Raw genomic sequence first — 24,806 nt, forward strand, 5'->3', positions numbered from 1 at the left:
CTCTCCGCCTGACGTCCCGGCAGGCGGCCCATCAACTGCCTTGAGCGGGAGGCACCCATCCGGGTTATAGGGGCGTCCCCTCCAGCCAGAGGAAGGTCGCGCGTGTCTCGTCCCCGACTCATCAAAGAATCCTCAGAAGCGTCCGCGCCGCTCGAGCGGGAGCTCCTGGTCCGCATCCATGACCTCATGGTGAAGACGCGCGTCCTCGAGGAGCGCCTCATCCAGATGTACAAGCAGGGCCATGGATACTTCTGGATTGGCGGCCCCGGCGAGGAGGCGTTCAACGTCTCCCTGGGCCTGCTCATGAAGAAGGGCCAGGGCCCCGACTTCGACTATCTGCATGCGCACTACCGGCAGTCCGGCACCCTGCTCGCGCTGGGTGAGGAGCCCATCGGCTCCCTGCGGCAGATGAAGAACACGGCCACGGACCCGTATTCGGGCGGCCGCAACTTCGCGGGCCACTACTCCGCCCGGAAGTACAACGTGGCGCCGGTGTCCTCACCCATCGAGGTCCAGTACGCCATCGCCCCGGGCACGGCCATGGTGCAGAAGCGCCACGGCGGTGACGGCATCACCATCGTCACCGGTGGCGACGCCGGCACGGCCGAGGGCGATTTCGCCTCGTGCCTGGTGTGGAGCAGCCGCCCCGCCAACCCGCTGCCCATCCTCATCATCGTCACCAACAACAAGTGGGGCATCTCCACGGCGGCGGAGGGCCAGCACGGCGAGCAGCGCATCAGCGACCGCGGCAAGGCCTTTGGCATCCGCAGCAAGACCATCAACGGCAACGACGCCGTGGAGGCCTACACCGAGCTGCGCGAGGCCATGGCCTACGTGCGCACGGAGCGCAAGCCCTTCCTCCTGGAGGCCAACGTGTCGCGCCTCTACGGCCATTCGTCCGCCTCCGGTGCCAACTACGTGGGCAACGAGGTCGACTGCCTCAAGGACTTCGAGGCGAAGCTGGAGAAGGACGGCGTCCTGACGCGAGAGCAGATGGACGCCCTGCGCAACAACTACACCGAGGAGATGGCCGCCGCCGCCCGACTGGTGCGCGACGAGCCACAGCCCGACCCGGAATCCATCTGGAAGCACATCTACGCGGAGGACAAGTAACCCATGGCGAACATGGCACAGGCCATCCGCATGGCCCTGCACTACGCCGAGGAGCACCTGGGCGTCACCGACATCTTCGGCGAGGACGTGGGCGCCCCCCTGGGCGGCGTCTTCACCTGCACGCAGGGTCTGAAGACGACGTGGAACTCTCCCCTGGACGAGCGCGGCATCATCGGCGCGGCCATGGGCATCGCCATGGCCGGCGGACGGCCGGTGGCGGAGATCCAGTTCTGCGACTACGTCTACAACACCATCGACCTGCTGAAGCTGGCGGGCAACACCAGCTGGTCCACGTTCGGTGACTGGAACCTGCCCATGGTGGTGCGCACGCCGGTGGGCAGCGGCATCCGCGGGTCCATCTACCACTCGCACTCGTTCGACGCGACGATGACCCACATCGCCGGGTGGAAGGTGGTCATGCCCTCCACGCCGCTGGACGCGTACGGGCTGCTCATCACCGCGTGCCAGGAGAAGAACCCCGTCATGTTCCTGGAGCCCAAGGCGCTCCTGCGCGTGAAGGGCGAGGAGCGGATTCCGGGCGAGCCGGATGATGAGCGCGCGCTGTCGAAGCTCATCGACGCGCCGCTGGGAGACCGCTCCCAGTGGAAGCCGCAGTGGCCCGCGGGCCTGGAGGCGTACGCGGTGCCCTTCGGCAAGGGCAAGATTGTGCGCGAGGGCACGCAGCTCACCGTGGTGAGCTACGGCCGCACCCTGCCCCTGTGCGCGAAGGCCGCGGAGACGCTGGCCGCGGACGGCATCAGCGCGGAGGTCATCGACCTGCGCTCGCTGTGGCCGTACGACTGGGAGCTCATCAAGGCCTCCGTCCAGAAGACGGGCCGCGTCCTCTTCGTCAACGAGGACACCGAGGTGACGAACTTCGGAGAGCACCTGGTGCGCCGCACGGTGGAGGAGCTGTTCTACTCGCTGCTGGCGCCGCCCCGGCTGCTGGCCGGCAAGTTCCTGCCGGGCATCGGCCTGGCGGACGCGCTGGAGATGGCGTCGGTGCCGCAGTTGGGTGACATCACCACCGCCATCCGCTCGCTCGCGGGCGAGCAGCCGTAAGAGCGACACCCACAGTCCCCTGCTCGTGAGTCCCTTGTCTCACGGGAGAAGCACCCCGGGCCGCCATTCCTCTTTGGAGGGATGGCGGCCCATTCGTTAGACTCCGAAGGCTTTGTCACAGCCAATCGTCCGGACAGTCACTCCCGTCGCTGGTGCCGATGCGCCGGCCTTCCGTATTCGTCGCGCCCGCCGGGGTGACGCTGAAGCCATGGCGTCACTCCTCAAGGAGCTGGGCTACCCCCAGGGGACGGACCAGCAGACGGTCCACTGGGTCGTCAGCCATCCGGAGATTGAAATCTTCGTGGCCGGCGACCCGCAGGACCGGCCCGTGGGCATGGTGTCCTTCTCCCACCGTCCCCAGCTCCGGCTGCGCGGGCGCGTGGCCACCATCGACGAGTTGGTGGTGACGGAGACCTGGCGCCGCCGCGGCGTGGGCCGCGCGCTCATCCGGCAGATTCTGGAGCGCTGCAAGGTGCTGAGCGCGAAGCAGCTCCAGCTCGTCTCGCCCATGACGACGACGCCGGAGACGCGCAACTTCTACACCGCGTGTGGGTTCTCCGAACTCGACTCGGGCGTGTTCCGCCACGTCGATACGGAGTCCCAGCGCTAGGGAAGCGCCGGGGCTTGCCCCCGGCTGCTACCGCTTGATGCTGTCCACCACACGCTGAAGCCGGGCCCGGTCCTCGTCGCTCAGGTCCGTGAAGCGCACGCCAATGGCCTCGGCCTCGTCGCGCACCCAGGCGATGACGCCGGTGAGGTGGAACTCCTCGCCTTCAATCGCCATGGACAGCCGGACGTGGGAGCCCACGTCGTAGGACTTCCGCGTCAGCAGGCACAGGCCGCCCGCGGAGATGTTGATGGAATACGCACGCAGCGCCCGCGCCGCGTCCTGCGTCTGGTTGAAGCGAACCTCGAACCGCGCCGCCACACGCTCATCCGCCCGCCGGTTCGCGTATGCGGCTGGATCCCCGTTCTCCATGTCATCCGCCGTCTTGGTTGTCATACGCACCCGATAGCCCCCACGTTCGACGCTACTGGCGAACACCACGCTGCTTCCCACACCCACAGTTCCACAGGGTGACGCGCCGGGCCAACCTCGAGGTCCCGGGCGTCCGCCAAGTGTCCGCTGCTTTCCACGCCTGATTCAAGGGGCCCCCTCTATCGAATTCGGGTGCCTATGTCCTCGGTGACTTCCCCGGGAGAGCTCTGGAATGCGTGTGGACCGCCTCTATGTGTTGACTGGAACCCTGGCTTTGGCCCTCTGGGCCGCCGCCTGCAACGGCGGCAACGGGCCGGGCTCTGGCGGCCAGGGGGACGCGGGCACGGATGGAGGCGGAACGCCCACCGTGGACGGTGGCGGGACGGACGCGGGCGGCGGCGGGCGGGACTTCGCCTGCAACGTGGCGCGGCAGGAGGGCTGTGCCGACGGCCAGGACTGCTACTTCGCGGACCTGGCGGACGGCGGCACCGGCAGCCGCTGCTTCGAAGCGGAGTGCGACGTGGTGGCCCAGGACTGCGCCCAGGGCCAGCGCTGCACGTATGCGATGGAGAATGGCGTCACCCAGCGGCGCTGCGTGGCCCCGGGCACCGCGGACGAAGGCGCGCCCTGCACGCTGGCTCCCAGTGACGGGGGCCTGGCCTACGACACCTGCCGGCAGGGATTGTTCTGCCGCGAGGCACCTGACGGCGCAGGAAGTGGCTTCACCTGCCAGCGCCTGTGCCATGCCACGACCCAATGTGGGAACGCGAGCGAGTGCAACACCGTGCTCCGCCTGGAAGGCACCGACGAGCTGCCGCTGGTCTGCGGCCCGCCGTCCACGGCGTGCAACCCCTTTGGCGAGGACTGCGATGCTCCACTCAGCTGCTACCCGTCCACGTCCGGTCCACTGTGCGCGGGCAGCGGCAATCGGACGGAGGGGCAGTCGTGCGACTTCAGCAATCAATGCGCGCCGGGAAGCGCGTGTGTGAATGCGGGAGGCGGCCTCACCTGCCGTCCGCTCTGTCAGCCCGGTGGCACGCCCGCTTGCTCTACGGGCAGCTGCCGGGCGTTGGATAGCAACCCAGGCGTGGGGGCTTGCGTCCCCTAGACAGCAGGCCGGTCGCTGTGGCGGGCGGCCAGGCAGACGAGGCTTCGGAGGCGGAGGGTTCCCAGACGGCCGGCTGGCAGGGCACGGTGTGGTGTGCATCCTGCAAAGCCGGGAGGAATGGGAATGGGAACGAAGCCGGGGTGGCGGAGGGTCGTCGTGTTCGCGAGCAGCGCGCTGCTGGCGTGTGCTGGCGGCGTGGCGGACTCACCCGACGGGGACCTGCCGCCAGACGACGACAACCGCACTTCCACGATGGAGCAGAACGCGCCGGACGCGTCACTGGAAGTCGCGCCCGTGTTGGTGCTGAACGACGGGCGGCAGGTGCAGGCCGTGCCGCCCTTCGCGCCGTCGGCGACTTCGTTCCAACCGGGCTTCCATCAAGCGCTCCGCGCGTCTCACTCAGCGGGAAGCGTGACGACCTTCCGCATGCGCGTGCCAGTGGCGCGCGACGGCGGGCGCATCCGCGTGACGTTCCGCGCGGGCGACGGAAGCATGACGCTGGTGCGCGCCACCGTGGCCCAGGCGGGCGCCAATGGAGCGCTGGTGTCCACGCCGGTGAAGCTCACCTTCGATGGCGCGGAGGGCTTCACCGTGGACGCGCGCTCGCGGAAGACGTCGGACCCGGTGGACTTCCCGGTGGCGTTCCGGGACGAGCTGGCCATCACCTTCGAGGCCCGTGGCGCGCTGGCGGCCAGCGCCATCAGCGCCTTCCCAGGCAGCTTCGCGCGCGCGGGGAACCATGCGCTCGTGACGGGCGCGCTGGGCGGCACCCTGTTCGACCGCGCCGTCGGCGTGGCCACCGTCGACGTAGAAGGCCCCACGGGCCGCGCCTTCGTGGCCATCGGAGACAGCATCACCGAGGGCTACGTCGACACGAAGAACGACACGCGCAACGCCTGGCCCGCCAAGGTGGAGGCCGAGCTGGGCGTGCCCGTGGTGAACGCGGGCGTGAGTGGCCAGGGCTTCTACGACGCGCTGGCGCTGCTCGACGGCGAGGTGCTGGCGCTCCGGGGCATCACCGACTGCATCGTCCTGCTGGGCACCAACGACCTGGGCGACAAGGACTCCCTGTCCGTCATCCAGGCGCGGATGAACACGATGCTGGGCCGGCTCGCGCCGTTCTGCCGCACCTGGGTCAGCACCCTGCTGCCCAAGGAGAAGTCGAACTACGCGCCCTACGAAGTGGTGAAGACCCAGCGGCTGGAGCTCAACACGTGGCTCCGCGGCGGCGGCGCCGGCCCGGACCTCATCGACCTGGAGGCGGTGACGCGCCAGCCAGCGAACGTGCACCTGTTCCTCGACGGGCTGGAGGTGGACGGCATCCACCCCAGCGTCGAAGGCCACCGGGTGATGGCGGACGAAGTCACGCGCGTGCTGCGCGAAGAGGGCGGCCTCTAGCCGCGCCCCCGCGCTCAACCCTGGCGCGAGCCGAGCACGCCGTGGAGCACCAGCAGCTCCGCGAGCCCCGGCGGCGCCAGAATCCAGTCGTCCTCCGTGGGCACCCAGCGCACCGGGGCCCCGGCCCCCTCCAGCAGGCTGTTCACCTGGAGGAGCAGCGGCTCGAAGGTGGAGACGGGGGCCTCGCGGCTCCCCTCCGGAGCCGACACCTCGTGTCCACCGGGCTCCAGGCGGAAGGCGGCGCGGCCTGACTGGGGCGTCACCTCGAAGCCGGGCAGGTACGGCTGCATGGCGGCCTGGAGCCGCTCCAAGAGCGCGCCGTCCTCGTAGGGGTGTGACAGCTCCCAGTCGAAGAAGGTGGGCAGCTGCGCGAGCAGTTCCTGGTGCAGCGGGTTGGCGCGGCTCTGCCGCCAGTGGTGCTCGGCCAGGTCATAGGCCGTGGCGGGCACGCGCAGTTCGTACTTCTCCAACTTCGCGAGCAGCTCGCCCATCCGCTCCACCAGGTCCGCGGGCGGCTCGGCGCGGGACACCCAGCCCCAGTCCGCCACCGACTGCCCGCGCCGCTGGCCTTCCACCCGGTCCCCTTCACGCAGTTGGAGCCGCGGCTCCGGGGCCTCCTCTTCCGGGTACAGCCCCGCGTGCAGGAGCGGCCCGCCCGATTCGGGCCGCAGCCGCGCGAAGCGGTGCGCCGGGTTGACCTCCACCACGCTGAACGTCTCCCTGGCCATCGCCGTCTCCTCGGATGTCCGACGTCGCGGAGCCTACCCGGTGTTGCGCATTCCGGCGGCGATGCCGTTGAGCGTGAGCAACAGTGGACGATCCACCTCCGCCTGGCCCTCGCGCTTGCGCTTGAGCAGCTCCACCTGGAGGAAGGACATGGGGTCCACGTAGGGGTTGCGCAGGGAGATGCTGCGCTGGAGCTGCGGGTTGTTGTCGAGCAGCTTCGACTCGCCCGTCAGCCGCTTCACCTGCCTGCGCGTGCGCCGATGCTCCTGCTGGATGCGCCGCCACAGCGAACGGGTGGCGGGAGGCGCCAGCGACGCGTAACGCCCGGCGATGGCCATGTCCGACTTCGCCAGCACCATGGTGACGTTGTCGATGACGGCGCGGAAGAAGGGCCACTCCCGGTACATGCGCTTGAGCTGCGCCGCCCCACCCTCCTCCTTCGAGAAGGCCTCCAGCGCGGAGCCCACGCCGTACCAGCCCGGGAGGATGGCCCGGTTTTGCGTCCAGGCGAACACCCACGGAATCGCGCGCAGCGTGTCCAGGCCCCCCGCCCTGCGCTTGCTGGGGCGCGAGCCGATCGGCAGCGACGCAATCTCCTCCACCGGCGTCGCGGCGGTGAAGAACTCCAGGAACCGCGGGTCCTCCCACACCAGGGCGCGATACGCCTTGCGCCCCGACTCCGCCAGCGTGTCGAACACGGTGCGGAAGGTGCGCTCAGCCTCGGGCTCCGGTCGCGGCTGCGCATCCAGCGTGTGCAGCAGCACGCCGCCCAGGATGAGCTCCAACGTGCGCCGCGCCAGCTCCGGGCGCGCGTACTTGTGGTCCAGCGCCTCGCCCTGCTCCGTCGCCTTGTAGCCACCCGCCACCGCGCCAGGCGGCAGCGCGAGAATCGCCTCCTGCGCGGGACCACCGCCACGCGCCACGGACTCGCCGCGGCCGTGGAAGAGTCGCAGCGGGACGCCCGCCTCGCGAGACACCGCCGTGAGCGCCACCTGCGCGCGGTACAGCGCCGCGCTGGCCGCCAGGAGCCCCACCTCCTTGCCGGAGTCGCTGTAGCCCACCATCACCTCCTGGCCACCGCGCACGTCCAGGTGCTTGCGGTACTCCGCGTCCGCGAAGAGCGTGCGCAGCACGTCCGGGCCCGAGTCCAGCGCGCCCAGCTGCTCGAACAGCGGCACCACATTCACCGTGGCGCAGCCCCGCTTCTCGTCCCACAGGCCCGCGTGCTTCAAGCAGCGGAAGGCCGCGAGTACGTCCTCGGCGGTGCTGGCCATGCTGAGGATGAGCGTGCGGCACGCGGGCTCACCCGACTCCGATTGGGCCTCCTTCAGCCGCGCCAGCACTTCCAGGAGCCGCGCCCCGCCTTCCGTCGGCGCCGGGCCCCCGTTGAACGAACCCGCCGCGCTCACCGCATCCTCGGCTGGCGCGCGCACCTCCAGCTCCGCCAGCGACAGTCCCAGCGCGAGCACCCGCTCCCGGACCTGCCGCACGTCGCGAAGTCCCGCGTGCGTGCCCTTCGACGCCTCCAGCGCGCGGCCCAGCACGTCCAGGTCCGCCAGCAAGACCTCCGGCGTGCGGTAGGCGCCCTGCGGCATGGGGACGCTCGCCCCGGCGCGCTGCTGCGTCACGTAGTGGAGCGCACGCTGCAGCCGCTCCTCCATGAAGCGCAGCTTGTGCCGCAGCGGCTCGCCCGGGGTGCGGGGACCGTAGCGGCGCTCGGCGTCGGGCAATTCCTCCGCGTCCTTCGCCACCGAGTTCAGCAGCTCCTCGGACGGCTTCGCGTGACGCGCCGATTGGGACAGCCGACCGCCCAACCGCTCCAGGTCATACAGCAACCGCCGCAGTCCACGGGCCCGGTGCGCGCGCAGCGTGTCCGCGAACACGTCGGGCGTCACCAGCGGGTTGCCATCCATGTCCCCGCCCACCCATGAGTGGATGCGCACGGGCGTGTCCACCGGCCCCAGCGGCTCGCCGTAGGCACGCTCGAAGGCCCAGTCCAGCAGCTCGGGCAGCAGGGCCAGCTCGTCGGCGAGCACCTCCTCCACGTACCAGAGGACGTTCTTCACCTCGTCACCCACGGTGGGGCGCTCGCGGCGCAGCTCGTCCGTCTGCCACAGGAGGGTGATTTCCTCGCGCAGCAGCGCCAGGTTCACCGAGGACTCGCGCTGCGTCAGCTCGCAGCGGTCCCGCTCCTCCAGCAGGCCCGCCATGCGGTAGAGCTTCTCCAGCAGCGTGCGGCGCACGGCCTGCGTGGGGTGCGCGGTGAGCGTCAGCGTCACGCGCATGGTGCGCATGGCCTCGCGCACGCGCTCCGCGGGGATGCCCGCTTCCTTGAGCACGAGCAGCGTTGCCTCCAGCGAGCCGCGCTGGGGCTTGGCGGACGCCGCCTCCGCGTGGGTGCGGGCGCGGCGGATGCGGTGGTGCTGCTCCGCCAGGTTCACCAACTGGAAGTAGACGGAGAAGGCGCGCAGCACCGGCTCGGCCTGTTCCAGCGGCAGGCGTTGGAGCACCTCCGCCAGCTCGGCTGCCACCGCGCGCCGGCCGGCCACGGGGCCTCGGCGGCGCTGGATGGCGAGGCGGCGCACTTCTTCTTCCAGGTCGAAGAGCGCCTGCCCTTCCTGTTCGACGAGGACTTCTCCCAGGAGCCGGCCAAGCAGGCGGACATCCCGGCGCAGCGGCTGATCCACGGCACGCAGTCGGGCCATATGGTGCGACGGTAGCCGCTGAGCGGCGGACTGGCCCGCATTTCCGCGCGAGAAAGTGACGTGCGCCCGCGAATCACGGCGAGGTGGCTGTCATTCCCGACAGACTCGGTCCCGAAACGCGCCAGCACGCGCCACCGCCCGAAAGCCACCCGACCCCGTGGCTCCAGAGCCACACACCCGCCCGGTCCAGGCCTTGCACAACAGGCCACCCGTGGGCCGCGAACGACACCGCGGCCGAGGAGCTTGTCGCCATGTGGACGATGCGGGGGTGGAAGGTGACGTTGCTGTGTGGCTGGCTGGCCACGCCGGTGGCCCTGGCCGAGACGGCGATGCTCGGCGGGGTGCCGCCGGAGGCGAGGGCCGCGCGGAGCGCGGAGCTGCTCCCCTCCGAACCGATGTTCCCCGACGCGGGCCCAGGCGAGCTGGACGGCCCCGTCCTTCGCTACGCGGAGCCGGTGTCCTGCCCCGCCGCGCCCGAGGGCCGGGTGTGGGTGGCGGAGACGCATGCGTGCGACGACGCCGGCTGCGAGTCGCTCACGACGGTGTGGGCGGGCTCGTGGACCATCGAGGACGCGGGGCTGGAAGTGCGCTGTGAGACGGACCGCGTGGTGCTGGCCGCGGGCGAATGGCGGATGGTGCTCACGCGAGGCGCGGGCGGCGGGCTCGAGGTGAGTGAGCTGACGCCGCCGGAGCCCGAGTCGCTGTCGGCGGCGCGTCCCTCGGAGCCACCGGCCTCCGAGGGCTGAGCCGGGCTACACGCCGATGCGGCGGAGCATCAGGATGGGGCCTTCATCCAGGCGCCTGTCCCGCAGGTCGATCTCGCAGTCGATCATCCAGTCGCCGTGCCCTTCCGGGTCGATGATGCGCTGCTGGGTCTCCCACAGCCGCGTGCCCGACTCCTTCAGGAAGGTGTTGGCGGGCTTGCGCGCCTGGGGCGTGAGCACCACGACCTTGTGCTCCTCGAAGTACGGAGCCATGGCCTGCTCCAGCTTGGGGGCCGTCCATTCGCCCAGCGCGTTGTCCAGCATGGCCAGCGCATCCATGTAGCGCTTCTGGCCCAGCGCCTTGAGCAGCCGGTGCAGCTCCTCGCGCACGCGCGCGGCGAAGGCCTTCGGGTCGTCGGTGAGCTCCTTCGGCTTGAGCTCCACCACCGGCTTCGCCTCGACGGCGGCGTCCGGGTTGCGCATGCGCTCCCACTCATCCAGCAAGCTGGAGTCCACCTGCCGGAGCGTGGCGCGCAGGTGGTCGATGAAGTCCTCCACCTCCTCCGTGCGGAAGCGCTCCGGCACCGTCTGCACCAGCGTCTTGTACGTGTCGTTCACGTACCGCAGCAGCACGCCCTCGCTGCGCTGGAGGCCGTACTCACGGATGTAGTCCGGGAAGGACATGAACCGCTCGAACATGTCCCGGACAATGGACTTGGGCCGGATGTTCTCCTCGCCCACCCACGGGTGCTTCTGCGCGAACTTGTTGAAGGTGCCGTAGATGAAGTCGCGGTTGGGCTTGGGCCACTCGAGCTTCTCCAGCTCCGCCATGCGGTCGTCGTACTCCACGCCCTGCGCCTTCAGCTCGTTGATCTTCTCGCCCTTGAGCTGGTTCAGCTGCGCGTAGAGCACCACGTCCGGGTTCTCCAGGATGGCCTCCACCAGCGACACCACGTCGAGCGCGTACGTGTCCGTGGTCGGATCCAACAGCTCCAACGTGTCGAGCAGGTACAGCGACAGCGTGTGGTTGAGGCTGAAGTCGTGCTGCATCTCCCCCGCCACCTTCACCGTGGCGCCCGAGCCGCCCTGCCCCTTCTCCACCTCGATGATTTCCGCGTCGCGCAGCGTGCGGAAGTCGCGCGCGGCCTCCTTGAGATGCCGGCGCTTGAGGTAGTCCGAGTCGTGGCTGCGCTGCACCAGCTTCACCAGCCGCTTGTACCCGCCATTGCCTTCTGTCTGGTGGTCGCTCTGGAGCAGGTTGAGAATCATCCCGTGCGACACCGCGAAGCGGGACTCCAGCGGCTCCGGCATGCCGCTCTGGAGCCGCTCGAAGGTGCTCCGGTCGTACTGGACGAAGTTCTTCTGGGGCGGCTTGGCCTTGGGCGTCTTCTTCTTGCCCGCGGCCTCCTTGGCGGCCAGCTTGATGTTCTCGATGACGTACTCGGGCGCCTGGGCCACCACGCTGCCCTGCGTGTCGAAGCCCTTGCGGCCCGCGCGGCCGGCAATCTGCTGGAAGTCGCGCACGCTCAGCGTGGTCAGCTTCTCGCCGTTGAACTTGAAGAGCTGCGTGAAGAGCACCGTGCGGATGGGGATGTTGACGCCCACGCCCAGCGTGTCCGTGCCGCTAATGACCTTGAGGTGCCCGTGCTGGGCCAGCTTCTCCACCAGCAGGCGGTACTTGGGCAGCAGGCCGGCGTGGTGCATGCCGATGCCGTGGCGCAGGAAGCGCTGGAACTCCTTGCCGTAGGGCGTGTCGAAGGGCGCGTCCTGGAGCGCCAACCGGATGGCCTCCTTCTCCTCCTTGGTGGAGAAGTCCACGCTCATCAGGTTCTGCGCCTGCTCGGCGGCGGTGCGCTGGGTGAAGTTGACCAGGTAGATGGGGTACTTCCCACGAGCAATCAGGTCTTCAATCGTCTCGTGCAGCGGCATCTCACGGTAGTCGAAGTCCAGCGGCACGGGGCGCTCGGCGCTGCGCACGGTGGCCACTTCCCGGCCGGAGAGCTTCGCCAGGCTCTCCTCGATGACGTGCGTGGGGCCCAGCGTGGCGGACATCAGCAGGAAGGTGGTGTCCGGCAGCGCGATGAGCGGCAACTGCCAGGCCACGCCGCGCTCGCGGTCCGAGTAGTAGTGGAACTCGTCCATGACGACGTAGTCCACGCGGGCGCTCGCGTCGCGCAGGGCCAGGTTGGCGAGGATTTCGGCGGTGCAGCAGATGATGGGCGCGTCGCGGTTGATGCTCGCGTCGCCGGTGAGCATGCCCACGTTCTCCGCCCCGAAGGCGTCGCAGAGGGCGAAGAACTTCTCGTTCACCAGGGCCTTGATGGGGCAGGTGTAGAAGGAGACCTTCCCCTCCGCCATGGCCTTGAAGTGGAGCGCCGTCGCCACCAGCGACTTGCCGGAGCCGGTGGGCGTCTTGAGGAACAGGTGCTTGCCCGCCAGCAGCTCCAGGATGGCCTCTTCCTGGGCCGAATAGAGGCTCAAGCCATTGGCCGCCACATAGCCGACGAAGCGGTTGAGGATTTCGTCCGCGTCCAGGGGCGGTTCGCCCTTCTTGGGGAGCAGTGCGGCGAGCGGCGCTTGGGTTTCAGGGGTGGCCATCACCCGTGGACAATAGGCGGCGCGCCCGGCCCCTACCGGGAAAATCGCAATCGGCGGCACGGGGCGTGACGGCAGGCGCCCCCTTCCCGCACGGAAGGGCCGGGGGAAGGCCCCCTGGAGGGGTGTCCACGAGTCCCCGTGCGCAACGGCCGGGGGCGCGATACCCGGGCCCCGGCCCCCTCCATACCGTTGCCCCTGGACTGAAGCTCAGGGGGTGGGGATGCGGAGAACCGTCAGACAGAAGATGACGCGCCTCAAGCGCGCGGCACTGCTGGGAGGTCTGGCTTCCGCGCCCTGCCTCTGGAGCGGCTGTGAGCAGCGACGGGGCCCCACGGTGGACGAGGCCGATGTTGCCGAAGCCCCGATTGTCGCGGGGCTGGAAGGCGGTCCCCCCACCGCCACGATTCCAACGGCTGACGGCGGGAATGCTGGCGCAGGGCCGGGCCCAGCACCAGGCCACGCCGATACCGGCACGGGTGGCGCGGGAGCCCACGGCGGGACCGGCAGCCGGAGCGAGACTCCAGGCGCGAGCGCATACATACCCGGCAGCGGCCCGCGGGACAGCGGCAGCAGAGCCGGTGGTGGCAGCCCCCCCCGGAACAGCGGCAGTTGGACCGTTGGTGGCAGCGGCCCGCGGGACAGCGGCAGCCGGACCGGTGGTGGCAGCGGCGCTGGCCGAGGTCGCTTCGGAGGCGGGGGAAGCCTCACGGGTGGCCACAGCGCCACCGGTGGGGACAGCCTGTCGAGCGGCAACAGTGTGACGGGGGGCGGCAGCAGCACCGGCCAAGGCGGCAGTGGCTCGGGTGGAGCCACGGGCTTGCGCAACTGAGGAAGCAGCGCAGGTGGCTCGGCCTCGGGAAGTGGAGGGCTGGACAGTGCCAGTGGCGGCGACAGCGCGTCCGGCGACGGCAGCGGCGAGGGAGGCTCGCGGTCCGGTGGGATGCTGGGGCTCTGACGCCGCCTCACGCGGTGCACCTCACCGCCACGCCGTCGCAATCGCGCTGGAGGAACGGCCGGAGCGCGTATCGCCTGGACCCGACGCTCCTCGAAAAGCAAACGGGATGAGCGGACCGTGCCGCCCATCCCGCGCGTTCAAACCCAGGTGACGCGGCCTACGTCGTCGGCTGAGTCGCCTGGATGACCGGGGCCTGCGCCCCCTGCGGCCTGATGTCCTCCAGCACGTCGTTCATCGACGCCATCAGCGCATGCGGCCCGGTGCCCGTCCACGTCCCGGCTTCCTGGAGCATGGGAGCTGGCGGCGCGGCAGGTCCACGCGCTGTCCCGCCGGGCCAGCGGTCCCTTCATCGCCGTCAACTGCGGCGCGCTGCTGCTGGAGAGCGAGCTGTTCGGCCACGTCCGGGGCGCCTTCACCGGCGCCACGCAGACGCGCGAAGGCCTGTTCGGCGCGGCGCGCGGCGGCACCCTCTTCCTGGACGAGGTGGGCGAGGCCTCTCCCCGCGTACAGGTGAAGCTGCTGCGCGTGCTCCAGGAGCGGCGCTTCCGCGAGGACCCCTATTACCGGTTGGCCGTGCTGCCCATCGTCATGCCGCCGCCGCGCGAGTGCATCGAGGACATCCCGATTCTGGCCACGCGGTTCCTGGAGCAGGCCGCCGCGCGCAACGGCCTGCTGCTGCCGCTGCTGGCGCCCGAGGACGACGTGCGCTCGGAGCACGTGGCCCGCATGTTCGACCCGCCCACCTCCGCGCGAGCGCGGTCGGATTCCACGCGCGAGGAGGAGCCGGAGCTGCTGAGCGCCTCCGGTGAGCTGCCGACGCTGCGCGAGGCGAGAGACCGCTTCGAGCGGCGCTCCAAGGGCAACGTGGCTGCCGCCGCGCGCATGACCAGCCGCAACCGCACGGACGGCTACGAGCTGCTGCGCCGCCACGGGCTGTCCCCCGCCGACCTCAAGTAGCGGCCGTCGCCCCCCCGTCCACCGAAGCGTTGTCGCGTGCACATCTCGCTCGTGCTTCACGGCCATGGCGGTGTGCTTTTCAACTGCCCAACCTTCAGCTGAACAGCAGTTGAGGGGGACGACAGTCATGCGAATCACACGAGCGATGTTGGGTGTGGCGATGGTGGGGACGGCCGTGATGCTCGCCGGCTGCGGAGAGAGCAGCGCCAGCGAGAACACGCTGGGGCCCCAACAGGCGGCCGCGGGTCATCCAGTGACGCTCACGGACGGCCAGATTCTGGGCGTGCTCCTGGTGGCCAACGCGGGCGAGGTGATACTGGGCCAGGTGGGCCAGGCGCAGGCTACCGACCCGACGGCACGTGACTTCAACGCACGCATGGTCACCATGCACTCAGAGGTCATCCAGCGCCTGGAGAAACTGGCCATGGCCCAGGGCATCGCGCCCGCGGAGAGCCCGGTGTCGCAGCACCTCCAGCAGACGGCGCAGAAAACCGTCGACCTGCTGAGCGCCACGCAGGCCCCTGCATTCGACCTGTCGGTGATGGATGCGCAGGTCGCCGCCCACGCCGGTACCGCCCTGCTGGGGGATTCTCTGCTCGCGATGCAAGTGCAGAACCCAGCGCTCAAGGAAGAGCTGATGGCGATTCGGAAGACGGTCCAGGCCCACCTCCAGGAGGCCTCGAACATCCAGACCACCCTCTACAACGCGAAGCAGCCGTAGCCGTGACGCGCAGCCGTCCGCCCGGCAGTCGCAGCCCCGGGCGTGACGGCGCTTCGCGCGTGACGGCTTCCGAACAGTGCCCCTGTCCCTGGGGGGCGATTGCATGGTGAACGCCCGGTTCCAGCGAGTGCTGGGAATTGGTGGAGCAGCCGCCACCAGGCCCCGTCAGAGCGACGCGCGCATCAAAGCACCTTCACGGCCTTCACCATGTCCGGCGACAGCTCTTCGTGCTGAAGGATGGAGAAGCCCAGCTTTCGGCTGATGGTCTGCATGGCGCGGTTGCCCGCGAGGATGTCCGCGACGATGCGCTCCATGCCCCAGTCCCGGCCGATGTCCACCAGTCGCTTCAGCATCTCCGCGCCCAACCCCTGCCGCTGCACCGGGTCGCTGATGAGGATGGCGAACTCCGCGTCGCGCGTGCCTCGCAGCCGCGTGAGCCGTCCCACGCCGAGCAGCTCTCCGTCCTTGCGCTCCGCCACCAGCGCCATCTCCCGCGCGTAGTCGTTGAAGCAGATGCGGGACAGCCGTTCGTGCGCCACACGCGTGCTCAGCTGCATCAGCCCCGCGTAGCGCAGGAACACCGTCTGCTCCGACAGCGTGCGGTGGAACTCCGCCATCTTCGGCTCGTCCTCCGGGCGGATGGGCCGCAGCAGAATCTCCTCGCCGTTGCGCAACCGGTAGGGCGCCACGTACTGGTTCGGGTACGGCTCGATGGCCAGCTTCGGCAGCTCCGCCTCCGTCACCGAGGCCGGGTGCAGCACCACGCGCGCGTCCAGTGCGAGCAGCCGCTCGGGCGAGGCCAGCAGCGGGTTGATGTCCACCTCCTTCACGAAGCGCTGCTCCGCCACCAGCTGGCTGAAGCGCACCATGAGCTGCTCCAGCGCCTTCAGGTCCACCGGCGGGCGGCCCCGGACGCCCTTCAACGCCTCATAGATGCGCGTCTGCTCCATCATCCGCCGCGCCAGCGTGGTGTTCAGCGGCGGCAGCCCCAGCGCCCGGTCCCTGAACACCTCCACCAACGTCCCGCCCGCGCCGAAGAGCAGCACCGGACCGAACTGCGCGTCCACGCTGCTGCCCACGATGAGCTCATAGCCATCCAGCCGCACCATGGGCTGCACGGTGACGCCGTCGAACGCGCTCCCCTGCCCCATCGCCTCCAGCCTCGTCCGGATGTCCCGGAAGGCGGCGCGCACGGCCTGCGCATCCGGAAGGTTCAGCCGCACGCCGCCCACTTCGGTCTTGTGCGTCACCGTGAGCGAGTGGAGCTTCACCACCACCGGGAAGCCCAGAGCCGCGGCCTCCGCCACCGCGGCGTCCTCCGTCACCGCCAGCCGCGTCTCCACGGTGGGGATGCCATACGCGGCGAGCAGCTTCTTGGACTCGTACTCCGTCAGCAGCGTCCGCCCTTCCGCGCGCGCTGACTCCACCCACCGACGCACTTCGTCCCGGGCGCTGCTCACCGCCTGCGCCAACGCGGGCGTCTCATACAGGCCCGCCAGGTTGTACGTGTAGCGCCACATGTAGTTGAAGATGCGCGCCGCCGTGTCTGGATAGCCGAAGGTGGGGATGCCCGCGTCGTTGAGGATGCGCTCCCCCGCCGCGACCTCCGAGCCGCCCATCCAACTGGCCAGCACCGGCTTGCCGTGCAGCTTCGCGTAGGGCTTGAGGCGGTCCGCCGTCTGCGTGGGCTCCGTCATGTCCTGCGGCGTGAGGATGACGAGCAGCCCGTCACTGCCTTCGTCCTGGCCGGTGACTTCCAGCGCCTTCGCGAAGCGCTCCGGGTCCGCGTCTCCCAGGATGTCCACCGGGTTGCCGTGGCTCCACTGCGGCGGCAGGAAGGCGTCGAGGGCCTGGAGCGTGGACGCGCTGAGCGTGGCCAACTCACCGCCCCCCGACACCAACGCGTCCGTGGCCAGCACCCCGGGGCCGCCCGCGTTGGTGAGCACCGTGAGGCGCCGGCCCGCGGGGCGCGGCTGCCGGGCCAGCGTCTCCGCCATGTAGAAGAGGTCGGCGATGGAATCCACGCGCAGCACGCCGGTGCGACGGAAGGCGGCGCTGAGCACCTCGTCACTGCCCGTCAGCGAGCCCGTGTGGGACGCCGCCGCCTGCGCGGCCTGCGCCGTGCGGCCGGCCTTGATGACGATGATGGGCTTGGTGAGCGCCACCTCGCGCGCCGCGGAGAGGAAGGCCCGCGCGTCGCCAATGGACTCCATGTACAGCAGGATGGAGCGCGTCATCGGGTCGTCGGCCAGGAAGTCGATGAGGTCGCCCCAGCCCACGTCCAGCATCGAGCCCACCGACACGAAGGCGCTGAAGCCCACCGCCTCGCGCAGGCTCCAGTCGAGGATGGAGGTCAGCAGCGCGCCGCTCTGGCTGATGAAGGCCACGTTGCCCGGCCGGGCCATGGCGCCGGCGAACGTCGCGTTGAAGCCGCTGGGCGGGCGCATCACCCCCAGGCAGTTGGGGCCGATGATGCGCACCTGGGCCGCCTGAGCGATGCGGAGGATCTCCTGCTCCAGGCGCTCCCCCTCCGCCCCAATCTCCTTGAAGCCCGCGGAGAGGATGATGGCGCCCCGGATGCCCAGCTCCGCGCACTCCTGGATGACGCCGGGCACCGCTTGCGCGGGCGTGACGACGATGGCCAGGTCCACCCGCTCCGGCAAGGCCCCCAGGGACGGCCATGCCTTGATGCCCAGCACGTTCGGCCGCTTCGGGTTGATGGGGTAGACGGTGCCGCCAAAGGGGTTGCTGATGAGGTTCCACAGCACGGTGCGCCCCACGCTGCCGGGCCGCTCGGTGGCCCCGACGACGGCCACGCTGCGCGGCGCGAAGAGGACGTCCAGCGGCAGCCGCGTCCGCTGCAGGTGGAGCACGTTGTAGGACGGGTCCGTCTTCGAGGTGCCAGGGGCGCGCGTGTCCATGGCCTCCGTCATTGCGGCCGGGCTCGCCAGGGCGCAATGGCCTTCTCGTGCCTGCCCCGTGAACACCCCCCCTTCCCAGGTCCTCGCATGAATGGGATAGAACGGGAATAACTGCACTTCCCGTCAAGGAACCAGGAGGCGCGCCCTGCGCATGTCACCCACATGTCGCTCTGACAGCCAGTACGTGACGCAGGTCGATCTGACACTCGCGGACAGTTTCACTGAACGAACTTTCACCGGTAGGCGAGCATCCCACGACCCGCTCGGTGTATACGGGGCGCCTCTATGACTCCTTCCGAGAAGCTTGTTTTCAACCAGACCGTCGAGGCGCTCTTCGTGCGCGCCCTCGAGAACCGCCTCACCCCGGCGTGCCGTGAGCACCTGCGCCGGGCGGGGTTGGAGCTCGACCAGAAGTTGGAGCGGGCCTACACCCTGGAGCAGTGGAAGGAGTTCCTCCGAATCGCCGCCGGCCACGTCTACGGCGGCGTCCCCGCCGAGGCGGCCTACTACTCGCTGGGCGAGCGGTTCATGGACGCGTACTTCGGCACCTTCTTCGGCCGGGCCCTGCTGGGCGTCGTCCGGCTGGCCGGGCCCCGGCGGATGCTGCTTCGCGCGGGCATGGGCTTTCGCGCCGGCAACAACTTCAGTGTGGTCGAAATCGTCGAGCGCAGCCCCACTTCGGTGGAGCTGCGGATGAATGACGTGCTGGCGGACCTGCCCACCTTCTCCGCGGGCCTGCTGGCGCGCGCGGTGGAGCTGTGCGGTGGGTGGCGGGTGGTCAGCATCCCCGAGGAGTTCGACGGCACCGCGGCCACCTTCCACATCCGCTGGTCCGAGGCCCCGGCCGAGGCCGCCCTCACCGCCACGGATGACGACTCGGGCGCGTCCCGACCTCGCGCGTAGCAACCCCCTGCGCGCCCGTGGCGCTTCGCCACGGGATGCCGCGCAGCACGCCACGCTCGCAAGGCGGCCGAGCGTGGCAACGGGGCCACACGGCGGCCTGCGTCTCAGAGGGAAACGCGCGGCTTCACGGCGGCGCGGACCTGCTGGCATCGCGGCTGCAATCCCATGCGGCATCCCTCGGAGGATGGACGCATGAGCAACCCTGAAGTGGTGACGAAGTCCCCGCGCCGGATGCACTGGGGCGTGGGCGTGGCGGCGCTGGTGATGCTGTTCGCGGGCGTGGGCACGTGGCTGGTGCTGCGCCAGTCGGCGACGGAGCTGCCGCATCCGTCCATGGCGGTCATCCCCAAGCCATCCCATCCCGGCGTGGCGCCGCGCGTGGAGCCGCCGCTGCCCTCCTCCGCGGAGATGGACGCGCTGCTGCGCACACGGCTCGCTCGGGCGTCGCTCATGCCGGAGTTCGCCACGTGGCTAAAGGAGCAGGACCTGCTGCGCCGCTTCGTCACCGTCGTGGGCAACGTGGCCAACGGTGACAGCCCCCGCGAGGCGGTGAGCTTCCTCGCTCCGGCCGGCACCTTCGAGGCACGCCGCAAGGCCGGCAAGCTCGTCATCGAAAAGCAGAGCTACGCGCGCTACGACGTCATCGGCAAGGTGGTGGGCTCGCTCGACGTGGGAGTGCTGGTGTCCACCTACCGCGAGGTGCGTCACCTGGCCGAGCGCCTCCACAAGGAGACGGCCCGCCCCGGAAGCACCTTCGACGCCACGCTCCACCTCGCCTTCGAGCAGGTGCTCGCCGTCCCCGTCATCGACGGTGACGTCGAGGTGCTCTCCAAGGGCGCGCTGTTCGTCTACGCCGACCCGAAGCTCGAAGGGCTGACGGCCGCGCAGAAGCACCTGCTGCGGATGGGGCCGCAGAACCTCCGCCGCATCCAGGACAAGGTGCGCGAGGCGTCCCAGCAGCTCACCCAGCAGGCGTCCCGCCGCTGAAGCGGTCACCAGCCCCACCCGCCTGCCAGGGCCAGCGCGCGTCACCCGCGCTGGCCCTGGCAGGATGCAACGGGGGCCATGCAGATTGCGGCGCTCCGCCATGGGGTGCCGCCTCCGCGCAGAGGGACGAGCCGGGGGCACGGGCGTTGCTACCAGAGAAGCTTTCCTCCGGGACGAAGCGCTGCCAGGCGGCGTCGAGGCCCGGCAAGCACCGGAGCCCCCGCGCCGGTGTCGCCCCTGCGTCCCGTGTTCATGCGCCTGCCTGTCCTCCCCGTGCTGCTGCTGTGTCTGATGCTCTCCGGCATCATCGCGGGCGTCCTGCACTTCATGCAGCGCGACCGGCAGGCGCTGGTGGACCAGATGGCGCGCGAGCGACAGGCACAGCTGCTGGAGGCCGTGCGCGGCGTCTCCGCCGCCCTGGAGAGCGCGGAAGAGGACCTGCGCTTCGCGGGCGAGCTGCTGGCCCAGCCGGGCACCGCCGAGGAGCACCGGCGCGAGATGCGCGCCCTGCTGGAGGCGGCGGGGCAGTACAAGGCCATCCTCGTCTTCGGAACGGACGGCCAGGAACGGCTCCGGCTGGTGGACCGGCGCAGCGCAGCGGCGATGACGCACCAGTTCACCGCGGAGGACCTGGCCCTCACCGTGGCGCAGGCCCGACGTCATCCGCCGGGCCACGTCGTCTCATCCCCGCCCCTTCCCCGGGCCCAATCGGGCTGGCTGCGCGCCTTCGCCACCGCGCTGCCGGAGGACGCGCAGGACAGCGGCGCCGTCGTCGTGGTGCTGGTGGACGCCGAGCCGCTCTTCGCCCCGCTGAAGCTGCTCGCGTCGGACTCGGAGACGCAGCTGCTGGTGCTGGGAGTCCATGGAACGCCAACAGCGTTGACCCACCCGAACCTGGCGGACAGGTACCGGCGGCTGGACACCGACGGCCACCAGACGCCCGGCCTCACGGCGCTGGCGCGGGCGCTTCGCGCGGGCGAGTCGGGCACGCACGTCATCGAGCGCAAGGAGGCCGCCCGGCTCGGACTGGGCGACTCGGAGGTGGTGGCCACCTTCAGCCCGGTGCGGTTCAAGAATGGCGCGGCATGGCCGGTGGCGACGCTCGCGTCGACGCGCGTGCTCCGGACCCATGAGCGCGGCCTGGTGCTGCGCCTGTCGCTGGCGGCGGTGCTCGTCTCCGGGTTCCTCATCGCCTTCGGTGTGTACGTGGTGCTCGCGCACAGCCGGGCGGAGGCCCTGCGGGAGAGCCAGCTCCATGCGCAGCGGCTGGCGCACCTGCACGACAAGACGCAGAAGATTCTCGACAACATCCCCACCGGGGTCCTGGCGCTCTCCTCCTCCCGGCACATCTCCGCCGCCAACCGCGCGCTGAGCGCCCGCATGCCGGCGGACGTCGTGGGCCAGCCCCTGACGGCGGCCTTTCCCCAGGCCCAGGCCCCCGTCATCCAGCGGCTGGAGGACCTGGTCCACGCGGCCACGAGCGACGGCCGGGTGCGCAGCCTCCACGGTGAACCGCTCTGCCTCTTCGAAGAGCCCGGCCAGTACAACGTCCACGCGGTGCCGCTGGAGCCGAACACGCCGGAGGTCCATACGCTGGTCGTCATCGAGGACCTGAGCAGCCTGCGCGCGCTCGAAGGACAGCTGCTGCGCGCGGAGAAGCTGGCCACGGTGGGCGTGCTGGCGGCGGGCATCGCCCATGAGATTGGCACGCCGCTGGGCATCGTCCGCGGCCGGGCCGAGTACGTGCAGGAGAAGCTGGGCCGCGAGCACCCGCAGGCGGCGGGCCTGGGCACCATCGTCGAACAGATAGACAGGGTGAGCCGGACGCTGCGCCAGTTGCTCGACTTCTCCCGGCTCCAGCCAGCGGACGCGCAGGCGGTCCCGCTGGAGCCGCTGGCGCACAGCGTGCGGGAGCTGCTGTGGATGGAGGCCGAGCGGCGGCGCCTGAAGCTGGAGGTGACGGTCGCCTCGCCCATGCTGGCGGTGGCGGCCGACCCCGACCAGTTCCAGCAGGTGCTCATCAACCTGGTGCTCAACGCGTGTGACGCGTGCGAGGCCGGCGGACGCGTCCGGCTGAGCGCGAGCATGGACACCGCAGACGCACCGGGCGCCTGGGGCATGGTGCGCGTGGACGTGGAGGACAACGGCTGCGGTATTGCCCCCCGCCACGTTCATCAGGTCTTCGACCCTTTCTTCACCACCAAGAAGCGCGGCCAGGGCACCGGATTGGGCCTGACGATGGTGGCGCACATCGTGCGCAACCACGGAGGCCGTATCGAACTGGACAGCGCGCCAGAGCGAGGCACCCGCGTCACCGTGCGCTGGCCCGCCGCGGCGCCCGCCGGAGAGGAGCGACATGTCGTCTAGAGCCAGGGTCCTCGTCGTCGACGACCACGTCGAGATGGGGCAGATGTTGAGGGAACCGCTGACGGACGACGGCTACAAGGTCGATATCGCCACCGGCGGCGCGGATGCCATCGCCCAGCTGCGCGCACGCGTCTACGACGCGGTGCTGTGCGACCTGCGAATGCAGGACGTGGACGGCTTCGACGTGCTGGACGCCGCGCGCAAGCTGGACCCGGACCTGCCCGTGGTGATGATGACGGCCTTCGGCGGCGTGGAGAGCGCCGTGGAGGCGATGAAGCGCGGCGCGTTCCACTACTTCACCAAGCCCTTCCGGCTGGACGAGGTGCGCCTGTCCCTGGAGCGCGCGCTGGAGCAGCGCCGCCTGCGCACCGAGCACCGCACGCTCAAGCAGCAGGCCGCGGACCGCGGGGGCCTGGGCGCCCTGGTGGGCAGCAGCGCCGCGATGCGCGACCTCTACGCGTTGATTGAGCGGGTGGCCTGGTCCAGCGCCCCGGTGCTGGTACGCGGCGAAAGCGGCAGCGGCAAGGAGCTGGTCGCCCGGGCCCTGCACTTCGAGGGCACCCGGCGCGCGGGGCCCTTCGTGGCCGTCAACTGCACCGCGCTGCCACACGCGCTTCTGGAGAGTGAGCTGTTCGGCCACGTCAAAGGCGCCTTCACCGGCGCCACCACGGCTCGGCGTGGCCTCTTCGTGGAGGCGGACGGCGGCACGCTGTTCCTGGACGAGATTGGCGACATGGCCCCCGAGCTCCAGGCCCGGCTGCTCCGCGTGCTGGAGGACGGCGAGGTGCGGGCCGTGGGCGCGGACGGCACGCGCACGGTGGATGTGCGGGTGGTGGCCGCGACGCACCAGGACCTGGAGACGCGCGTCAAGGAAGGCCGCTTCCGCGCGGACGTCTTCTACCGGCTCAACGTCGTCACGCTGCGGCTGCCACCCCTGCGCGAGCGCCGCGAGGACATCCCCGCGCTCATCGAGCACTTCCTCCAGCAGGCCAAGGCACGCAATCCGCGCTCCACGGTGCAGCGGTTCTCGCCGGAGACGCTGGCCGCGCTGGGGGCCCTTCCCTGGGCGGGCAACGTGCGCGAGCTGGAGAACCTGGTGCAGCGGCTGGTCGTGCTCGGCTCGACGGAGGTGGTGGACCTGCCGCAGCTGCGTCCCCACCTGCCCTCGGACACCAGCCAGGAGAACCACCCGCTGGCCGCGGCGCTGCGCACCATCGTCCCCCTGAGGCAACTGGAGACGGAGTACATCGCCTGGGCCGTGGCCCGCTGCGGGGGAAACAAGACGAAGGCGGCGGAGCTGCTCGGCATCGACGTCTCCACCATCCACCGGCGCGAGCGCGCGGAAGGCAATCCGCAACGCTGACCTGGGCACGCTGCAACGGTGAGCAGGCCAGGGTTGAGATGTCTCAGAGGGACGGGAGCACGGCACGGGCCTTGTAGATGACACAGGGCATGAACCGAACCCTCCTGTCTCTCCTTGCCGCGGTCAGTCTGGTTGGTTGCGCCTCCAAGCCCAAGACGTCCTCCGTCACGGACAACCTGCCGGACCGGCAGCGCAGCCCCGCCGCCACGGCGGAAACGTCCAACCGGACCTCCGATGAAGACGAGGACGCGGCCCGCCGGGCCACGGGCCCGCTGTCCGCCGAGCCGGTGTACTTCGAGCTCGACTCGGCCACGCTGCGGCCCGAGTCCCGCGACATGCTCGCGCAGCTCGCCACGGGCCTGCGGGAGCGGCCCCTCACGCGGGTGACGGTGTCGGGCCACACCTGCGAGCTGGGGACCACGGAGTACAACATCGCGCTGGGCCACCGGCGCGCGGCCGTGGTGCGCGACTACCTGCGCAACCTGGGCGTGGAGCCCAAGCAGCTCTCCATCGTCTCCTACGGCGAGGAGCGGCCGCTGTCCGAGGCCCACACAGAAGAGGCGTTCCGCAAGAACCGCCGCGCGGAGTTCACCTTCTCCTCGAAGGAGCAGGCCACGCGCGGGGGGCTATAATCGCGCGCGATTGATAACCCAGCGCTATCAATCCACGAACAACTTGTTCCTCCCAGTGTTCGACGTGCGCCGCTACCTTCCGGCTTCCACAAGGGGGGACACGCATGAAGACGTGGGTGAAGTGGCTCTGGGGTATCTCGCTGGCTGTCGTGGTTCTGGGAGTGGGCGCCGTCGCCAGCTTCGTCGCCTTCGCCGCCTGGTCCGAAGGCACGCTCACTCAGTACTGGACCTTCCGCGTGGGGTTCATGGCGGCCCCCGCGATGGTCATCGCGCTGATATCCGCGGGCGCACTCCGCGATGCCGCCTGGCATTGCTGGCTGCGATTCGGACTGTTCGAAACGGTTTCGGTCCTGCTGGTCTGGGCGGTGCCAGGCAGTCCCTATGTGGCGGGGACGCGTGTCAGTGAAACCAACGTGCTCTTCAGCCTGGCTGTGCTCCTGGACGTGGCCGTCTACGGGCTGGGGTTGTTCCTAATGAATCGATTCATGCGGCGGCGGTCGCGAGGCCCCTCCGTCGAGAGGCGGGTCCAGACGAAGCGACTTCCCTCCACCGGAAGGTGGCCGACACCTGGAGGGGCGGGCCACTGACCTGCCCCGCTCGTTCTCGA

Annotated in this window: 19 protein-coding genes and 1 pseudogene; 14 read left to right on the forward strand and 6 right to left on the reverse strand. The window is 70.2% G+C overall.

The window, feature by feature from the left end; genetic code table 11:
• Positions 1-102: 102 nt before the first annotated feature.
• The 3 genes from OZ403_RS23605 (at position 103) to OZ403_RS23615 (ending at position 2,785) form a co-directional block, all read left to right on the forward strand.
• Complete coding sequence (locus OZ403_RS23605) at positions 103-1,113, forward strand: thiamine pyrophosphate-dependent dehydrogenase E1 component subunit alpha (protein ID WP_140793281.1); 1,011 nt, start codon at positions 103-105, stop codon at positions 1,111-1,113.
• Between the two features lie 3 nt (positions 1,114-1,116).
• Positions 1,117-2,175: an alpha-ketoacid dehydrogenase subunit beta gene (locus OZ403_RS23610; RefSeq protein WP_140793283.1), complete on the forward strand. Its 1,059-nt coding sequence runs from the start codon at positions 1,117-1,119 to the stop codon at positions 2,173-2,175.
• 208 nt (positions 2,176-2,383) lie between these two features.
• On the forward strand, positions 2,384-2,785 hold the full coding sequence (locus tag OZ403_RS23615; RefSeq protein WP_237077359.1) for a GNAT family N-acetyltransferase: 402 nt from the start codon (positions 2,384-2,386) through the stop codon (positions 2,783-2,785).
• A 27-nt stretch (positions 2,786-2,812) separates the two neighbouring features.
• On the opposite strand, the gene OZ403_RS23620 is transcribed toward OZ403_RS23615, so the two are convergent.
• Positions 2,813-3,178 (reverse strand): TIGR02266 family protein, encoded by a 366-nt coding sequence (locus OZ403_RS23620; protein ID WP_237077360.1) that lies wholly within the window; start codon positions 3,176-3,178, stop codon positions 2,813-2,815.
• Between the two features lie 208 nt (positions 3,179-3,386).
• Here OZ403_RS23620 and OZ403_RS23625 point away from each other — a divergent pair, with 208 nt between their 5' ends.
• Both OZ403_RS23625 and OZ403_RS23630 read left to right on the forward strand, forming a co-directional pair.
• Positions 3,387-4,262: a hypothetical protein gene (locus tag OZ403_RS23625; RefSeq protein ID WP_268781808.1), complete on the forward strand. Its 876-nt coding sequence runs from the start codon at positions 3,387-3,389 to the stop codon at positions 4,260-4,262.
• Between the two features lie 123 nt (positions 4,263-4,385).
• Complete coding sequence (locus OZ403_RS23630; protein WP_140793291.1) at positions 4,386-5,660, forward strand: SGNH/GDSL hydrolase family protein; 1,275 nt, start codon at positions 4,386-4,388, stop codon at positions 5,658-5,660.
• Positions 5,661-5,674: 14 nt separating this feature from the next.
• Here OZ403_RS23630 and OZ403_RS23635 read toward each other — a convergent pair whose 3' ends face one another.
• Positions 5,675-6,388 carry a hypothetical protein gene (locus OZ403_RS23635; RefSeq protein WP_140876060.1) on the reverse strand — a complete coding sequence of 238 codons (714 nt, stop codon included), beginning with the start codon at positions 6,386-6,388 and terminating at the stop codon, positions 5,675-5,677.
• A gap of 33 nt (positions 6,389-6,421) precedes the next feature.
• Positions 6,422-9,091, reverse strand: a complete 2,670-nt coding sequence (locus tag OZ403_RS23640; RefSeq protein WP_140876063.1) for a phosphoenolpyruvate carboxylase — start codon at positions 9,089-9,091, stop codon at positions 6,422-6,424.
• Positions 9,092-9,342: 251 nt separating this feature from the next.
• Here OZ403_RS23640 and OZ403_RS23645 point away from each other — a divergent pair, with 251 nt between their 5' ends.
• A complete protein-coding gene (locus tag OZ403_RS23645) occupies positions 9,343-9,837 on the forward strand; it encodes a hypothetical protein (RefSeq protein ID WP_268781809.1) in 495 nt (164 codons plus the stop codon).
• 6 nt (positions 9,838-9,843) lie between these two features.
• Here OZ403_RS23645 and OZ403_RS23650 read toward each other — a convergent pair whose 3' ends face one another.
• Together OZ403_RS23650 and OZ403_RS23655 are read right to left on the reverse strand one after the other, a co-directional pair.
• Positions 9,844-12,393 carry a DEAD/DEAH box helicase gene (locus OZ403_RS23650; protein ID WP_268781810.1) on the reverse strand — a complete coding sequence of 850 codons (2,550 nt, stop codon included), beginning with the start codon at positions 12,391-12,393 and terminating at the stop codon, positions 9,844-9,846.
• A 1,112-nt stretch (positions 12,394-13,505) separates the two neighbouring features.
• Positions 13,506-13,640 carry a hypothetical protein gene (locus OZ403_RS23655; RefSeq protein WP_257792411.1) on the reverse strand — a complete coding sequence of 45 codons (135 nt, stop codon included), beginning with the start codon at positions 13,638-13,640 and terminating at the stop codon, positions 13,506-13,508.
• Between the two features lie 2 nt (positions 13,641-13,642).
• Between OZ403_RS23655 and OZ403_RS39495 the strand changes: the two are divergent.
• Both OZ403_RS39495 and OZ403_RS23665 read left to right on the forward strand, forming a co-directional pair.
• Positions 13,643-14,305, forward strand: a pseudogene (locus OZ403_RS39495) (sigma 54-interacting transcriptional regulator); the annotation flags it as partial.
• Between the two features lie 127 nt (positions 14,306-14,432).
• Positions 14,433-15,026: a DUF4142 domain-containing protein gene (locus OZ403_RS23665; protein WP_237077361.1), complete on the forward strand. Its 594-nt coding sequence runs from the start codon at positions 14,433-14,435 to the stop codon at positions 15,024-15,026.
• Between the two features lie 182 nt (positions 15,027-15,208).
• On the opposite strand, the gene OZ403_RS23670 is transcribed toward OZ403_RS23665, so the two are convergent.
• Positions 15,209-17,947, reverse strand: coding sequence for a bifunctional acetate--CoA ligase family protein/GNAT family N-acetyltransferase (locus OZ403_RS23670; RefSeq protein ID WP_174258871.1), 2,739 nt, complete (start codon positions 17,945-17,947; stop codon positions 15,209-15,211).
• 285 nt (positions 17,948-18,232) lie between these two features.
• On the opposite strand from OZ403_RS23670, the gene OZ403_RS23675 reads away from it, so the two are divergent.
• The 6 genes from OZ403_RS23675 (at position 18,233) to OZ403_RS23700 (ending at position 24,786) form a co-directional block, all read left to right on the forward strand.
• The gene (locus OZ403_RS23675) at positions 18,233-18,850 is read left to right on the forward strand and encodes a DUF2378 family protein (RefSeq protein ID WP_140793303.1); all 618 of its coding nucleotides are present in this window, start codon (positions 18,233-18,235) and stop codon (positions 18,848-18,850) included.
• 192 nt (positions 18,851-19,042) lie between these two features.
• A complete protein-coding gene (locus OZ403_RS23680) occupies positions 19,043-19,837 on the forward strand; it encodes a DUF3014 domain-containing protein (RefSeq protein ID WP_268781811.1) in 795 nt (264 codons plus the stop codon).
• A gap of 252 nt (positions 19,838-20,089) precedes the next feature.
• Positions 20,090-22,204 carry an ATP-binding protein gene (locus OZ403_RS23685; RefSeq protein WP_174259426.1) on the forward strand — a complete coding sequence of 705 codons (2,115 nt, stop codon included), beginning with the start codon at positions 20,090-20,092 and terminating at the stop codon, positions 22,202-22,204.
• Complete coding sequence (locus tag OZ403_RS23690; protein ID WP_140799036.1) at positions 22,194-23,567, forward strand: sigma-54-dependent transcriptional regulator; 1,374 nt, start codon at positions 22,194-22,196, stop codon at positions 23,565-23,567. The genes OZ403_RS23685 and OZ403_RS23690 overlap by 11 nt, the downstream gene beginning before the upstream one ends.
• Positions 23,568-23,656: 89 nt before the next feature.
• The gene (locus OZ403_RS23695) at positions 23,657-24,199 is read left to right on the forward strand and encodes an OmpA family protein (RefSeq protein WP_140793311.1); all 543 of its coding nucleotides are present in this window, start codon (positions 23,657-23,659) and stop codon (positions 24,197-24,199) included.
• 104 nt (positions 24,200-24,303) lie between these two features.
• Positions 24,304-24,786 carry a hypothetical protein gene (locus tag OZ403_RS23700; protein WP_268781812.1) on the forward strand — a complete coding sequence of 161 codons (483 nt, stop codon included), beginning with the start codon at positions 24,304-24,306 and terminating at the stop codon, positions 24,784-24,786.
• Positions 24,787-24,806: the final 20 nt, after the last annotated feature.

The organism is Myxococcus sp. NMCA1 (genome assembly GCF_026810205.1).
Taxonomy (GTDB): domain Bacteria; phylum Myxococcota; class Myxococcia; order Myxococcales; family Myxococcaceae; genus Myxococcus; species Myxococcus xanthus_A.